Below are 16328 nucleotides of genomic sequence, written 5' to 3' on the forward strand. Positions count from 1 at the left end.
TCCCGTCGATCCTCAATCAAATACGACTCATGCACCAGATAGCGCTTCAGCGTGGTGCAGATCAGGCACCTGTTCAAGATTGCTTCATCAAGCCGTGACCGACTGAACAGGCGGTAGGATGCCGTCCATTCTGCGTCGTGCAATCCCAGTGCAAGCAACACCTGCGTGACGGTATGTCTGGCGAACGCAAACAGGTTACCAACCAGCAGTGCCACCACCCGACGGTAGTGTTGCTCCTGCTGAAACGCCGGTCGGTGTGCTGTCAGGAGTGTCTATAAGGTTACCCGCAACGCGGGCACGGTGGTTTAGAGTGGGGTCCTGCTACATAGCGTGCCGCCTGGAAGGTGATAGTGCTTCCTGTTGATTACTCACCATACCAGCCTGGCCTGTCACATGCAAGTTCCTCCCAAAAAGGGCCAAAGTCCAGGTGCAGCAACCACTCTGTCTCACGCCACACCGTGCGACACATGCGTAACGAGCGGGCAAGGCAACCAGTCTGGTACGCAATAGCACCGGAGATGATTGTCAGCCCTCCTCGCTACCTACGGCAGCCTGAGCGCAGGATATGCTGTTGGGTAATTGGTAAGCGTGCATGCGTCTGTGCGACCGTCTGGGAGCGTAACCGCACAGTTTTTGTGAAATAAGTTCTAGTTCTATGCGTTGGTCACACTATTTTGGACGCTGGATAAATATTTGCTTCGGCAAACATACCTACCGTGCGCGTATTTGCTGGTACAATACCCTTAGTATCCCCTCACACGGCAACCGCGAGGAGGCAGTATGAAGCGACGAGGCTGGAATCCTGCGACGTGGGTCAGTCTTGTACCAAATGGTTTGGGCCATGTCAAACCGAACCACTACTGGGAGATCGTGCGTACCATCTGGGAAAATCGGGACAATCTGGGCAAAGCGTGGCGTATTTTACGTGAAGGTGTATGCGACGGTTGTGCGTTGGGAACAGCCGGATTGCGTGATTTCACGATGAAGGGCGTGCATCTCTGTACGGTGCGGCTCAATTTGCTGCGTTTGAACACAATGCCACCGCTTGACATTCATCGTTTGCACGATGCAGCCGACCTACAACGCCTGAACGGGCGTGAACTGCGTGCTTTGGGCCGTCTCCCGTACCCGATGCTGCGTCGACGTGGTGAAGCAGGATTTCGGCGAATCAGTTGGGATGATGCGCTCAATGAGATTGCTGTCCGGCTACGCAACACTGATCCGCACCGGATGGCGTTTTACCTGACATCACGTGGGATCACCAATGAAACCTACTATGTAGCGCAGAAGGTAGCGCGTTTTCTCGGCACGAACAACGTTGACAACGCCGCCCGGCTTTGCCACGCACCGAGTACCACGGCGATGAAGCAGGCGCTAGGGGTAGCCGCATCAACCTGTAGTTACCGTGATTGGATTGGTACCGATCTGCTAATCTTCATCGGCAGTGATGCGCCGAACAACCAGCCGGTAACGACCAAATATCTCTACTATGCCAAACAAAACGGCACCCGTATCTTCGTCATCAATCCTTACCGCGAACCGGGACTAGAGCGGTATTGGGTGCCGAGCGTCTTTGAAAGTGCATTGTTCGGTACCCGATTGGCTGATCGCTTCTTCCAGATTCACACCGGTGGTGATATTGCCTTCCTAAATGGGACACTCAAGCACCTGATCGAGCGCAACTGGCTGGATTGGGACTTCATTTCAGCGCATACGCGCGACTTTGAGGGGGTGCAGGCGGCACTGGCTCAGCAGTCGTGGGACGATCTGGAGCGGGCGAGTGGGGCAACGCGCAGCGAGATGCTGGCCTTTGCCGAGGTGCTGGCTCAGGCGAAGAGTGCCGTGTTCGTATGGAGCATGGGCATCACCCAGCACGAGTACGGGGTAGAGAATGTGAAAGCGATCCTGAATCTGGCCCTGGCCCGTGGCTTCATCGGACGTGAGTATTGTGGGGTGATGCCAATTCGCGGCCACAGCGGGGTACAGGGCGGTGGTGAGATGGGATGCACTGCTACCACCTTCCCTGGCGGTAAACCGATCACACCCGATACCGCGCACTGGTTCGGCGAACAGTGGGGATTCGCGGTGCCGGAATGGAAAGGGCTGAGCTGCGGTGACATGCTCGATGCCGCCTACAACGGTGAACTCGATGTCTTCTATGCAGTGGGTGGTAATTTTCTCGACACGATGCCCGATCCCGCTTACATTCGCACCGCCCTGGCTCGACCAGCACTGCGCGTACACCAGGATATTGTGCTCACCACGCAGATGCTGGTTGAACCGGCAGACACCGTCATCTTGCTACCGGCAGCCACTCGCTACGAGCAGCGCGATGGCGGGACCGAGACCTCAACCGAACGCGAAATCATCTTCTCCCCCTACCTTGCCCCGCCACCCGCCGAGGCGCGTAGTGAGTGGGAGATTTTGATCAACATAGCGGAACGAACGAAGCCCGAACAGGCTCATCTGATCCATTTCGCCGACGGTCAGCAGATTCGGAACGAAATTGCCCACATTGTTCCCGAATACAACGGGATTCAGCATTTGCACCAGACCGGTGATCATATTCAATGGGGTGGGCGTATCCTGTGTCGCGATGGTCGGTTCGGTACACCCGATGGAAAAGCGGTGTTCACACCGCTGAAGCCACCTGCAACTGCCTTACCGCCGGGTATGTTCGTGCTAAAGACCCGTCGTGGCAAGCAATTCAACTCGCTCATCCATGATGAACGTGATCCACTCAATGGTGCGCTGCGCGATGACGTGCTCATCAACCCTGTTGATGCGGCCACACTCGGTGTTCGCGAAGGGGACTGGGTCATCTTGCGTTCAGCAGTTGGTGAAATGCGGGCACGGATCAAGTTTGCACCGCTCAAATCGGGCAACATCCAGGTCCACTGGCCGGAGGGTAACGTCTTGATTGATGCCCATCAGCGCGACCCAGGGGCGGGTGTGCCGTCATACAAGGCGCTGGTCAGCATCCATCCGATCACTGAGGTAGTGCTTCAGGAGCAGCGCTAACGCGGGGCATACTGCATGATAACCCGAGCAAGCACCCGGCGCCGCACGATACTGAAGGTACGCAATGGGCGCTGGCAACAGACAAAAGACACCGTCGTTGTTGAAGAACCGCTGGAGATTCGCCTGGCGACAGCGGGCGATCCACAGAGTATTGCGCTGGCGACCGTGATGCGCACGCCGGGTGCCGATGTTGAACTGGCCGCCGGATTTTTGTTCGGCGAAGGGATTGTACGTGATCGCTACGACATTATGACCATTCGCTACTGTGTTGACGCCGATCTCGATGAAGAGGCACGGTTCAACACTCTGATTGTTACCCTGCGGCCAGAGCTTGACCTCAACCTCGATCATCTCCGTCGGCTCTTCTTCGTCTCGTCATCGTGTGGCGTGTGCGGGAAGATGTCGCTGGAAGCCCTGCAGGTACGCGGATGCACACCGCTTATTGACGATCCGACCCTGCAGGTACGTTGCTCGGTGCTGGCCGGGATCGATCAACGGGTGCAACAGGCACAGGCACTCTTCAGTCGAACCGGTGGCTTACACGCTGCCGCCCTCATCTCGCTTGACGGTCAGATTCACGCTCTCTACGAAGATATTGGCCGGCATAATGCGGTTGATAAATTGATCGGCGATCATCTGCTCAGGAGCAACCTGGACCGACTGCGGCGATCAATTTTGCTGGTGAGTGGCCGGGCTAGCTTCGAGATCATGCAAAAGGCGTTGATGGCCCAGATTCCGATTGTCGCCGCCGTCGGTGCACCCTCGACCCTGGCGGTTACTCTGGCCCAGCATTTTAATATGACCCTGATCGGCTTTCTGCGGGGAAGCTCGTTCAACATTTACGCCGGTGCCGGACGGGTGGGTGAGGGTAGGTAGAATAACTTACCATCTTTTGCACACGCAGACAACACGAGGATTCTGCGCGTACAGTGGGCAACACCTAATACACAGGTGTTGCCCGTTGCAGACATCAGCTATGCAACTGTACGCGCCATTCGCCGTCGGGTTGCGTAGAGGACCGTCAAAAAGTTGTAGACCATATGGAACAGATAGGTGAAAGGCAACAGGGTGAACAAGGCAAGACCGAGCAGGCTGTGAACATACACGATACCGGGGACGAGATGCAACCGGGCCAGCAATGCTGTCCAGATAATGAAGAAGACAATTGTGCGAATGAAGACCCGATCAAACGGTCGCTGCCCAGGAATATGGATGCGATGTGCGGGGGAATCAATATCAGTCACTACCGCACCACTCCATTTACGGAGTAAAACAGTCATTAGATGGATATTACCGACAACGGCAAATCCGACTGCAATCCAGGTAATACCCACAAAATATGGCGCAAAGCTCCCGAAGATGAAATTAAGCCTGTACGACTCACTATTGCCGAAGATGATAGCAAGCAGATTGGCCGGTGTGTAGTTAAAGCTGTGCTCAAGGTGTAACGCCACATCCGGGATCGACCGACCGAGCAAGATGTTTACAAAGACGATGATTGCCGAAATCGAGTACCCGATCACCTCGGTGATAATCGCAACGTGATAAATCAGGTAACCTCGACCCCAGACGGGATTGGCACGGCGATAAAAGTGCCGATACGGTCCAAACAGAACCATGGACAACGACTGCCAAAAGCCCAGGCTCGGCGGTGGTGACTCGAATGTCGGTGATATTCACCGAAAACGGCGCTTCGTCAGTAATGCCATAACGAATCGGCCCAGCCGTAAGCCAATACCGATCACGAAGACGGTTATTGCAATCGGAGCAACAATATTCAGTAACGTGATAAGCATAGGACACCTCTACTTACGAATAGCGAACATACTAATCGGCTACAATTGAGCGTTTTTTGGTGCGGTGACGACTTCACGCCATGCCCGTAACAGCTCGTATACTTGAGGATGATCCTTGCTGAATTGTCTGACAATATCATCCTGTTCAGGCCAATCGAGGAGGGCTGGAAATTCGGGAAGCTGCATCAACATTGACAGGCGACCCTCAAGACTGTGGGCAACGAAAAACTCGTGATCGCGATTTCGTAATTCGGCCGGAATGCGCATCCGATCCAGTTCACCTCGTTTGGCTAGCGCCGGCTCCATTGCAGGGTAAACAACCTCAAACAACACCAGCGCCATACGTTCGCCTTGCGGTGCCAGGCCGTAGGTCTGACAAGTATCTTCTAGTGACAGCGTACACACTACACACGGTGATGTTACGTATGTGGCATTGATAGCGCGGATCTGGTTTGCCTTCAGAACCGAAATCTTGCGCCGAGTCGCGGTATTTTCCGGTAACCGCATCCCCCAGGCATCACCATTGCAGCAATAATTGTGTTCGCGGTTGGGAGTCATCTCGATAAAATTATCGGTTACGAGATTCAGCAATTCACGGAACAGATCACCCAATCTGGAAGGACGGGTTGCATAACAGGGATCGTGCAGCGTCAACTTCAGATGCGCCTTTTCAATCGGTAGCCGTCCCTGCTTGATCAAATCAAGCATCAGCGCATCAACACTAACAACTGGATAGCGGAAAGGACGACCCAGAGTTTTGGAGGCTTCGGCGTAAAGGGTACGGGTATCGCAGCCACACTCTACGAGCAGAATTTTTTTCACCCCCAGTCGATCTGCTTCTTGCTCCCAGTCTTCTAACATTTGCTTTGAAAGGTTATGATGAACAGCAATATGATCAATCTACGTGCCGGTGTCAATCACATAGGGCGAAATGATGTAGCTCACACTAGCAGCATTCAGAATTTTGATAAGTTTAATTCCATAATCAGGGATTTTCGTATTACCGGCGGCCGGACACACAAAGAGCATTTCTGCACCGTGCACATCAACCGGCACCTCCAAATCCTCGCTCCGCAAAAACATGCCGACTCGACCAATAACTTGGGGCACGGTTAACCCAAAACTATGACGATGTCGATCAGTATTTTCGATAATTGACCGAATGGTAGGATTGGCAAGGCTCAGACCAGAATCAGCATATGCGGCGCGGGCCAGGCGAACAATTCGGCGAATACTAATCCCAGATGGACAGGCCAGTGTACAATGCCCACAGGCAGTACATGCCCAGAAGTATTGCATATTTTCCCGTAAATCGGCGATTGTAGGAGTTGGCACTAACCCCAATGCACCACTAATGCGCCCCTCTACCGTCATGTAGCGATGATAGATTTGGCGAATCAGACCGGTCTTGTGAGTGGTATGAGGCTTCTCATCGCCGGTCACCAGATACCATGCATGCACATGCTTCGCCGCACATCTTGCAATCCATGCAGGCTTCGAGGTTGACCACATTCTCGGCAGTCAGGTTGTGGCGCAACGAATCGACGAACGCTTGCATCTCCGGTTCCATACAAAGTCCTCCTCACGATGGTTTTGAGATCCAGCAGTGTCAGATTGCGATTGAAAATGGGAATTGCTAACAGGACGAATCGGGGTAACGTACTAGCCCTCAGCACAAGCTGAGAGAAGGTTTGGATAAACGTCACCTCGATAAAGCCATAACCAGGAAAGATGTATAAGGTATCAAAATCAAATAATTTTGTGTACTAAAATGTTTTTTAATAAAACATTTTCTTGTTATTGTTTTTATCTGTTTATTTGTATCTCAAATTGCGATGTTTAGAATTATAATCATTCCCTCAGAGGATATTTGTTGAGATGTAACAACCAGGAATTGTCACATGATCCATCTGCTATCAACCAGCGCAATGGTGTGGCATACAGCGCATTGCAAAGTACAATAATCGGTTTCGTGAACTAGTTCCCACGTTCACAATATTCCGCAGACGCAGAAACCACACGACTTCCGGCCTGGTTTGAAGAGCAGCGACGACATATTGTGATTGCCCGTCATGTCTGGATCTCGCCTTCCCTACTCAAGGGTAGATAGGACATTCGATCTATACCAAGGGTAGAGCCTGACGATGTCCTGAAATCCCTCGCCCCCCCGTTCCTCTTCCGCTACGCAGGAATTCATGCGCGGGCGAACGTGCAAGCGTATGGGGAAGATCGGGCTTGGGTATGTGCTGAACGCCCTCATCCCCGGTATAGGAGAGGGGAGATGCGCGGGAGCGTTTAGATGTCCCCAAAGTTGCATTCACTCATCTATGCTGTCTGCTCCTGAATACATGGTTCAGGAGGGAAATCAGCAGCATGTTCCAGGGCATCCTGCTGAGGCGTAAGGTGTGTTACCGACGCATTCTGTCTCCCCTGGAATCATGGACAGGGTCGTCCGCCAAACGACGCAACACGCACATGACAAGCGTGCAAGGCACCGATCCGGCGTGTGATTGCATCGCAGACGGAGACCAGTGCTGTTCTCTTCTACACCGGCAAGCGAGGAGCAGGGTATGCTGTCTTTGCTGATTGGCAAGAGTGCATGAGCCTACGTTATGGTTAGACAGCACGACAGCACAGCTTTATGAGATGCGTTCGGCTTATGTTCAAACTCAGTGCAAGGTAGTATACTCTCATGAGACCCGTTGTATTACCGGTGAGCCTAGGGAATTGCCGATGCATGACCTGTTCGATGCGGAACGCAGTGAACAGTGGGTGATGGCGTAGTGCCATCCTAACGGTTTGACATGTCCAGGCTGTGGGCGTGGCGCCGACGCAGCGCGGCGCGTTCGGCGCACTCGTCGGAGGAGGGTGACATTCTAGCGCTGTCGTCAGTGTCATCGTGTGTACAACGTCGCCACGGGAACCAGAAGTAGCTTCGTCCGGCGCAGGTGTTTCTGCGCGTGCGGGGGATTTGCCAAGCAGAACCGTCGACGGTGCTCTAGGGCATTGGGGATCAGCCGGACCCCGGTCTCCACTCTCCAGCAGGCGATGCGGCACACCGCCCCCAGCGGCAACTGGCCACCCCTAGACGATCAACACACCGAAATCGCTGAGATATTTCACAATGCGGGAAAAAGGAACAAAGCATGCCGACCCGACCGACCCCCGCGATGGCGGGCCACCCGGTGGCAGGTACGGGACATCCGCGAACGACCGCCCGCCGATTGTGGACACGGTGAGCCGGGCGAGCGGGCAAGTACGGCTGCGGCCAACGCACCAGCCGCGCCATCCTGGGAGACCACGTCACGCGCTTTACCGGTGTGCCGGCGGTGGTCTATACCGCTGAATGGCGCGGCTATGCGCAGCAGCTTGCGCGGGTACATCATACCGTCGACCACGGCCACTGGGTATGGGCACCTGATCCGCTGGTGATGAGAACCGCGCGGTGCACGGGAACACCGGCGCGGGATGATGGACAATGGTGCGCACGTTCCTCCGCTCGTTTCGGGGCGTGCATACCACGTATCTGGCTGCGTCTGTAGCGATATGTGCGGCTCGTATCAACGAGCAACGAATCACGCCCAGGTTTGTCGCTCCGTCGGTTCGGCTGCACTATTTTTGAACATGAGCCGAACATTCTTATATGTCCAAAGAATCACTTCTCTACCTTTTCTACCGCCTATCCCCCATTTCCTACTTCTCTCTCCCTCATCCCCCCAACTCAACCGTCGCACTGAGTGCCGTTGTCCCATCAGGACCCTGGGCTTCCAGATCGATGCGGTCGCCATTGGGACGAGCCAGCAGGCGGAAGGGGGCCAAATCGAAGAGTGGAGCCTGGCTGCGGAACGAAAAGCCAATGATCGGGCGGGAGGTATGGTGTCGGGCCAGTTCCATTAGCAAGACTGCTACCAGGGGGCCATGGACAACCAGACCAGGATAACCCTCTTCGTGCTGCGCGTATGGCCGGTCGTAGTGAATCCGATGCGCGTTAAAGGTGAGGGCAGAGAAGCGAAAGAGTAGGCGCGAATCGGGCACAACAGTACGGGTGATCGCATCGTTCGCCGGTGGTAACTCTACCGGTGTAGGAGCCGGTATCGGTGCCCCTGGCTCACGGTACACAATATCTTGCTCTTCTTCGATACAAAGCATCTCATTCTGGTATATCTGATAGCCGACCGTCACAAACGCCAGGGGGCCGCTACGCCCGCTTTTTTGGGTAATATTGCGAATAATGCCTTCACGGTGCGCCGGTTGACCGATGCGCAGGGGGTGATGAAAGCGGATGCGGGCACCAGCAAACATGCGGCGCGGGTAGGGAATTGGTGGAATGAAGCCACCACGCTGCGGATGACCATCACTGCCGAGCTGTGACTGTGGGGCACGGGGCAGAAAGTAAAACCAATGCCAGAGCGGAGGGAGAGGGCTATCCGCAGTGGGTACTCCCGACGGTGGCTCTAGCGTTACCGCTGCTGCAATTGCCTGGGCCAGACAAATATTATCTTCTACCAGCTCAGTACGCCCAATCCAGGCCATCCAATCCGCGCTGCTCATGGTCGGTTGACCTCCTTGTTTGCAACATTGATACGTTTGGTACGTGGAACGGGCCTATTATACTATGCATAACCCACGTATGACCATCGCAAATTGTGTAGGAGGTGCAAGTATCTACTTACATTAACTCATAGTTAACTCTTAGAAACCGACAATTGCGCACGTTTCGCTTTTATGCTATGGTATGAATACACGACTCTATGATCCATATTCTGGATGAGCCAGGGCGGCCATGGTGGCCTCATGCTTAGCCAATGGTGGCTGCAGGTATTCTTTTTGTTTACGGCAAGGAGAGGGAAGAGGAATGGCAAAAGCGTCACGCCTGACCAGATCAACCAGTCAACCAAGGGAGGTGTCAGAAGGGCAGGTCATCGAGACAACCGAGATGCTTCCCACAGGAGAAGCATCATCAGCACCCGAAGAAGCAAAGCCGCCGGCCAGCGATCCAATGAGCAATCCGGGCACCGGTCAAGAACAATTGCCGTTGAGTGGTGTTCGGGTTATCGATGTAGGCAATTTTCTAGCCGGTCCGTATGCTGCTTCTATCCTGGGAGAATTCGGCGCTGAAGTACTAAAGGTCGAACACCCACTGGGTGGCGATCCGATGCGTCGTTTCGGCACCGCAACTGTGCGCCACGATGCCACGCTGGCCTGGCTAAGCGAGGCCCGTAACCGTAAGTCGGTCACGATTGATCTGCGCCAAAAAGAGGGTGTTGCTCTCTTCCTGAAGCTGGTAGCGAAATCCGATATCCTGATTGAAAACTTTCGTCCAGGCACAATGGAAGAATGGGGCCTGGGCTGGCCTGTCTTGCAGGCGACGAACCCTGGACTGATTATGCTGCGGGTGTCAGGCTATGGTCAGACCGGGCCATATCGCCGGCGTTCGGGGTTTGCCCATATTGCCCACGCTTTTAGTGGCCTTTCGTACCTGGCCGGGTTTCCCGGCGAAACGCCGGTCTTACCGGGAACAGCACCGCTCGGCGACTATGTCGCCAGCCTGTTTGGGGCTATCGGGGTTTTGATTGCTCTGCGCCACAAAGAGCAGACCGGACGTGGACAGTTGATCGATGTCGGGATTTATGAAGCGGTCTTTCGGATTCTGGATGAGATTGCTCCGGCTTACGGTCTGTTCGGCAAAATTCGTGAACGCGAAGGTGCGGGGAGTTTTATTGCTGTCCCACATGGTCATTTCCGCTCAAAGGATGGGAAGTGGGTTGCGATTGCCTGTACCACCGACAAGATGTTTGAACGGCTGGCCGAAGCTATGGAGCGCCCGGAATTGGCCTCGCCAGAACTGTACGGTGATCAACGCAAACGGCTGGCAGCACGCGATCTTGTGAACCAGATTACGATTGAATGGGTCGGTTCATTGACGCGCGACGAGGTGATGCGGCGTTGTCTGGAGAAAGAAGTTCCCGTTGGCCCGCTCAACAGCATCGCTGATATGTTCAACGACGAACATTTTCTGGCTCGCGGTAACTTTGCCTGTATCGACGCCGAGGGTATTGGTGAAGTGGTGGTACCGAACGTGATCCCTAGACTATCAGAAACACCAGGACGGGTGACCAACCTCGGCCCACCGCTGGGGAATGCCACGTATGAGGTGTTGCGCGAGCTGCTTGATATTTCTGCTGAAGAGATCAAGCATTTACGCAGCCGCAAGATTATTTAGCCATCTCGATCACATATGCTGTAACAATACCACTTGTGAGGTGAAGGCAATGGATGGAACGACCACAACGTTGCCGCTGGCCGGAATTCGCGTTATCGATGCCGCGACGGTGATTGCTGCGCCTTTTTGTGCGACCCTGTTGGGCGAATTTGGCGCCGATGTGTTGAAAGTAGAACATCCTATCGGCGGTGATGCACTGCGCCGCTTTGGTACGCCAACCTCGCGTGGCGATACGCTGACCTGGCTGAGCGAGTCGCGTAACAAGCGTTCGGTCACGCTCAACCTGCAACATCCCGAAGGGTCACGGGTTTTCAAAGATCTGATCGCCCACGTCGATGTGCTGTGCGAAAATTTTCGACCCGGTACGCTGGAAAAATGGGGTCTGGGTTGGGATGTATTGAGTAAGATTAACCCGCGCCTGATTATGTTACGGGTCACCGGTTATGGTCAGACCGGGCCGTACCGTGACCGACCGGGGTTTGCCCGAATTGCGCATGCCGTCGGCGGAATTGCGTATCTGGCCGGTATGCCGAGAGGGACGCCGGTGACTCCGGGGTCAACGACGCTCGCCGACTATATGACCGGTCTCTACGGCTGTATTGGCGTGCTGCTGGCACTGCGCCACCGCGAACAGACCGGACGCGGACAGTACATTGATGCCGCTCTGTACGAATCGGTTTTCCGCTGTAGCGATGAGCTGGTGCCGGCCTACGGAATGTATCGCAAGGTGCGCGAACGCCACGGTTCGCACTACAACGAGTTTGCCTGTCCCCACGGCCACTTCCAAACCAAAGACGGGAAATGGGTTGCGATCTCGTGTGCGACCGATAAGCTTTTTGCCCGCTTGGCGAATGCCATGGGACGTCCCGAACTGGCTTCGTCGAGTGTCTACGGTGATCAGAAAGTACGGCTGGCGCACGCCAGTGATGTGAACGAGATTGTGCGTGACTGGTGTAGCTCTCTGACCCGCGCCGAAGTGCTGGAGCGTTGTTATGCCACAGCCACTCCGGCAGCACCGCTGAACGACATTGCCGACTTCTTCGGTGATCGCCACGTCCACGCTCGCCGTAATCTGGTCGCGATTGATGCCGAAGACCTGGGCGAGACGTTGATCATGCCGAATGTGGTGCCAAAGCTCTCGGAGACACCAGGCAGCATTCGCTGGCTCGGCCCAAAACTCGGCGAGCATACCGAAGAAGTCTTGAAAGAGATTCTCGGTATGTGCGACGAGCAGATCAACGATCTGCGCTCGAAGCGGGTGATTTAGGTATTGACTGTAGGATCGAGGTCGTGGCACCGATACATGACGATGCGCTCTCTACGCCCTCGGCCAATAGTGACCTGCACCGGCAAGAGCGATGTAACCGCAGTGCAACCATACGTTGCCCAAAACCGTATGGGGAGCACGGCGATCCACCATCTTCCGTTCGGCTGGTGCAGGGCTACACGGTACTGGCGATCCTGAAGCGAATGAGGCTTCGTCACGTTCGAGATGACGCCTTCCCATCCAACAGGCTATACCATCGCATACTTGCGGAGGCAGTGAGTGGTATCCGCATTGATTTGAGAGGAGCACCATGAAGGGTATTCTCCACGGATTGCGCGTAGTGGAGGGATCGGCCTTTGTTGCCGCACCGCTAGGGGGCATGACGCTCGCGCAGTTGGGGGCCGATGTGATTCGCTTCGACCCTATCGGCGGCGGTCTTGATTACAAACGCTGGCCGATCACGCTCGATGGCAAGCATAGTCTGTTTTGGGCCGGTCTCAACAAAGGTAAACGTTCAATTGCAATCGATATTCGCCATCCACGGGGGCAGGAGTTGCTGACGCAGCTCATCTGCGCACCTGGTGAGAATGCCGGTCTCTTTATTACCAATTTTCCGGCCCGCGGCTGGTTGAGTTACGATGAGCTGAAGCGTCATCGCGCTGATCTGATCATGGTCAATCTGGTTGGGCGGCGCGATGGTGGTTCAGAGGTGGATTACACTGTCAACCCGCAGTTGGGACTGCCGTTTATGACCGGCCCGGTCACGACGCCTGATGTGGTTAATCACGTGCTGCCGGCCTGGGATATTGTGACCGGTCAGATGATTGCACTCGGTCTGCTGGCTGCCGAACGCCACCGCCGGCTGACCGGTGAGGGGCAATTGGTGAAGATTGCGCTGAAAGATGTTGGTCTGGCGATGATCGGCCATCTGGGAATGATTGCCGAGGTGATGATCAACGATACCGACCGTCCGCGCCAGGGTAATTACCTCTACGGTGCGTTCGGGCGCGACTTCGAGACCCTCGACGGCAAGCGGGTGATGGTGGTTGGGCTGACCGATTTGCAGTGGAAGACGCTGGGAAAGGCGACCGGTTTGACAGAGGCGTTTCAGGCTCTTGGGGCGCGGTTGGGGTTGAACATGGACGAGGAAGGCGACCGCTTCCGCGCCCGTCACGAGATCGCTGCGCTGCTGGAACCCTGGTTCCACGCCCGTACCCTCGCCGAAGTACGACGCATCTTTGAACAGCACCGCGTTACCTGGGCGCCGTACCGAACGGTACGGGAAGCAATTGCCCAGGACCCCGACTGCTCCACCGACAACCCGATGTTTGCGATGGTCGAGCAGCCCGGCATCGGGAGCTACCTAATGCCGGGTTCGCCGTTGGATTTCACTGCCGTACCGCGTCTGCCTGTCCAACCTGCGCCCCGGCTCGGTGAGCACACCGATGAGATTTTGCTTGAGGTGCTGGGCTTGAGTGAAGCCGAAGTAGGTCGCTTACACGATGAAGGAATTGTTGCCGGGCCAGGTCAGGCAGCATAGCCGTATGCACTGCCACCGAAACGGATGATGTAATTGAAACACGGAGGGAGATGATCATGCGCAAGCTAGCTCACAACTTCTACAAACCGTTGGCCATCGGCGCTCCAGAGCCGATCCGCGAGCTACCGGTTCGCCCAGAGCGCGTTGTCCACTTTTTTCCGCCCCACATTGAAAAGATTCGTGTCCGTATTCCAGAGGTCGCCAAACAGGTTGATGTGCTGTGCGGCAATCTGGAAGACGCGATTCCGATGGACGCCAAAGAGGCAGCGCGCCACGGCTTCATCGAAGTAGCCAAAGCAACCGATTTCGGCGATACCGCGCTCTGGGTGCGGGTCAATGCGCTCAATAGCCCATGGGTCCTCGACGATATTGCCGAAATTGTGGCCGCTGTGGGCAATAAACTCGATGTTATTATGATCCCGAAGGTCGAGGGTCCGTGGGACATTCACTTTGTCGATCAGTATCTGGCACTGCTTGAAGCGCGCCACCAGATCAAGAAGCCGATCCTAATACATGCTCTGCTCGAGACAGCTCAGGGCATGGTTAATCTCGAAGCAATTGCCGGCGCCAGCCCCCGGATGCACGGCTTTAGCCTGGGACCGGCCGATCTCGCCGCTTCGCGTGGCATGAAGACCACCCGCGTCGGTGGCGGGCACCCCTTTTACGGCGTGCTGGCCGATCCGCAAGAAGGTCAGGCCGAGCGACCGTTCTATCAGCAGGACCTCTGGCATTACACGATTGCCCGCATGGTTGATGTGGCAGTTGCCCATGGCCTGCGTGCTTTCTACGGCCCCTTTGGCGACATTAAGGATGAAGCTGCCTGCGAAGCCCAATTCCGCAACGCCTTCCTCCTCGGTTGTACCGGAGCGTGGTCGCTGGCGCCCAACCAGATCCCAATCGCCAAGCGTGTCTTCAGCCCGGATGTGAACGAGGTGCTCTTCGCCAAACGTATCCTAGAGGCGATGCCCGATGGTTCGGGGGTGGCGATGATTGACGGCAAGATGCAAGACGATGCGACCTGGAAGCAGGCGAAGGTGATCGTCGACCTGGCGCGGATGATTGCGAAGAAGGACCCTGAACTGGCCCAGGCGTATGGCCTGTAACGTTGCAGCAAGGAGAGAGGGATGAGCGGCAAAACCAATCCCGGCAATTTCTTCGAGGATTTTTGGCTTGGCCAGACGATTGTGCATGCTACGCCGCGCACGGTCACGGAAGGTGATGTTGCTCTCTACACATCACTGTACGGTTCACGCTTTGCGCTGACCTCATCGACCCCCTTTGCGCAATCGCTTGGGCTGGAGCAAGCGCCGGTTGATAGCCTCCTGGTGTTTCATATCGTCTTCGGGAAGACGGTACCCGACATCTCGCTCAACGCGATCGCCAATCTCGGCTATGCCGGTGGGCGCTTTGGCGCAGTGGTCTATCCCGGCGATACCCTTTCCACCACCTCAAAGGTCATCGGTTTACGCCAGAACAAAGACGGTAAAACCGGTGTCGTGTATGTCCACTCAGTAGGTGTGAACCAATGGGATGAAGTTGTGCTCGAATACATCCGCTGGGTGATGGTGCGGAAGCGCGACCAGAACGCACCGGCACCGGAGACGGTCATACCCGACCTGCCCGACTCAGTACCGGTCACCGATTTGACCGTCCCGTACACCGTATCGCCGGAGAACTACAACCTGGCCCATGCCGGTAGCAGCTACCTCTGGGACGATTACGAGGTTGGCGAGAAGATCGATCACGTTGACGGGGTTACGATTGAGGAGGCCGAGCACATGCAGGCTACCCGGCTCTACCAGAACACAGCGCGAGTCCACTTCAATCTCCACGTTGAGCGGGAAGGGCGGTTTGGTCGGCGGATTGTCTACGGTGGCCACATCATCAGCCTGGCACGTTCGTTGTCGTTCAATGGGCTGGCCAATGCGCTGAGCATAGCGGCCATTAACAGCGGGCGCCACACCAACCCCAGCTTTGCCGGTGACACAATCTATGCCTGGTCAGAGATTCTGGACAAGATGGAGATTCCGGGCCGCACCGATATTGGTGCCTTGCGGGTGCGTACCGTCGCCACCAAAGATCGCCCGTGTCACGATTTTCCCTACCGTGACGCGGAGGGTAACTACGATCCGGCGGTGGTGCTTGATTTCGATTACACAGTGTTGATGCCGCGTCGGGGATGACTGGTCGCCCTCACCTCACCCCCCGGCCCCCGCTCCTCTCCCGTCAGGGGAGAGGAGCGGGGGAGTAGGGATGGGCGTGCTCCGTATGGCTTCCAGGCACCTTATTCCCGCCCCTCTCCCGGCCTCCCCCCTCTGACTATGCATTACCCATACCTGGTGTCAACCACGTGCGTATCAGCGGGGATGATCACTATGGGTGCTGTTGTGAGCGACTGGTCCGTTGGCAGTGCGCCGCTCCAGCCGTGGTATCACGTGCTGAATGGGTTGCTTTACACGTGCATCATGTGCGTGTCGCGCA

The 16328-nt window shown here is 55.7% G+C and carries 11 protein-coding genes; 7 read left to right on the plus strand and 4 right to left on the minus strand.

Going from position 1 to position 16328, the window contains the following annotated elements; all coding sequences use genetic code 11:
- Positions 1 to 780: 780 nt before the first annotated feature.
- On the plus strand, positions 781 to 3021 hold the full coding sequence (locus VAE55_RS04220) for an FdhF/YdeP family oxidoreductase (RefSeq protein ID WP_322814559.1): 2241 nt from the start codon (positions 781 to 783) through the stop codon (positions 3019 to 3021).
- Between the two features lie 15 nt (positions 3022 to 3036).
- The gene (gene fdhD / locus VAE55_RS04225; protein WP_322814560.1) at positions 3037 to 3897 is read left to right on the plus strand and encodes a formate dehydrogenase accessory sulfurtransferase FdhD; all 861 of its coding nucleotides are present in this window, start codon (positions 3037 to 3039) and stop codon (positions 3895 to 3897) included.
- Between the two features lie 98 nt (positions 3898 to 3995).
- Here fdhD and VAE55_RS04230 read toward each other — a convergent pair whose 3' ends face one another.
- The 4 genes from VAE55_RS04230 to VAE55_RS04245 all read right to left on the minus strand — a co-directional run bounded on the left by VAE55_RS04230 (position 3996) and on the right by VAE55_RS04245 (position 9368).
- Positions 3996 to 4640 carry a hypothetical protein gene (locus tag VAE55_RS04230; protein WP_322814561.1) on the minus strand — a complete coding sequence of 215 codons (645 nt, stop codon included), beginning with the start codon at positions 4638 to 4640 and terminating at the stop codon, positions 3996 to 3998.
- Positions 4641 to 4856: 216 nt separating this feature from the next.
- Complete coding sequence (locus tag VAE55_RS04235) at positions 4857 to 5639, minus strand: (Fe-S)-binding protein (protein WP_322814562.1); 783 nt, start codon at positions 5637 to 5639, stop codon at positions 4857 to 4859.
- Between the two features lie 78 nt (positions 5640 to 5717).
- Positions 5718 to 6278: a (Fe-S)-binding protein gene (locus VAE55_RS04240; protein WP_322814563.1), complete on the minus strand. Its 561-nt coding sequence runs from the start codon at positions 6276 to 6278 to the stop codon at positions 5718 to 5720.
- A 2247-nt stretch (positions 6279 to 8525) separates the two neighbouring features.
- Entirely contained in the window at positions 8526 to 9368 is an 843-nt protein-coding gene (locus VAE55_RS04245; protein WP_322814564.1) for an acyl-CoA dehydrogenase, read from the minus strand.
- Between the two features lie 448 nt (positions 9369 to 9816).
- Here VAE55_RS04245 and VAE55_RS04250 point away from each other — a divergent pair, with 448 nt between their 5' ends.
- The 5 genes from VAE55_RS04250 to VAE55_RS04270 all read left to right on the plus strand — a co-directional run bounded on the left by VAE55_RS04250 (position 9817) and on the right by VAE55_RS04270 (position 16030).
- A complete protein-coding gene (locus tag VAE55_RS04250; RefSeq protein ID WP_416181165.1) occupies positions 9817 to 11040 on the plus strand; it encodes a CaiB/BaiF CoA transferase family protein in 1224 nt (407 codons plus the stop codon).
- A 49-nt stretch (positions 11041 to 11089) separates the two neighbouring features.
- Positions 11090 to 12307, plus strand: coding sequence for a CoA transferase (locus tag VAE55_RS04255; protein WP_322814566.1), 1218 nt, complete (start codon positions 11090 to 11092; stop codon positions 12305 to 12307).
- A gap of 310 nt (positions 12308 to 12617) precedes the next feature.
- Positions 12618 to 13847 carry a 2-methylfumaryl-CoA isomerase gene (locus VAE55_RS04260; RefSeq protein ID WP_322814567.1) on the plus strand — a complete coding sequence of 410 codons (1230 nt, stop codon included), beginning with the start codon at positions 12618 to 12620 and terminating at the stop codon, positions 13845 to 13847.
- Between the two features lie 56 nt (positions 13848 to 13903).
- Positions 13904 to 14950, plus strand: a complete 1047-nt coding sequence (locus VAE55_RS04265; protein ID WP_322814568.1) for a CoA ester lyase — start codon at positions 13904 to 13906, stop codon at positions 14948 to 14950.
- Positions 14951 to 14971: 21 nt separating this feature from the next.
- Positions 14972 to 16030 carry a MaoC family dehydratase gene (locus tag VAE55_RS04270; RefSeq protein WP_322814569.1) on the plus strand — a complete coding sequence of 353 codons (1059 nt, stop codon included), beginning with the start codon at positions 14972 to 14974 and terminating at the stop codon, positions 16028 to 16030.
- Positions 16031 to 16328: the final 298 nt, after the last annotated feature.

Source organism: Chloroflexus sp. (genome assembly GCF_034432675.1).
GTDB lineage: Bacteria > Chloroflexota > Chloroflexia > Chloroflexales > Chloroflexaceae > Chloroflexus.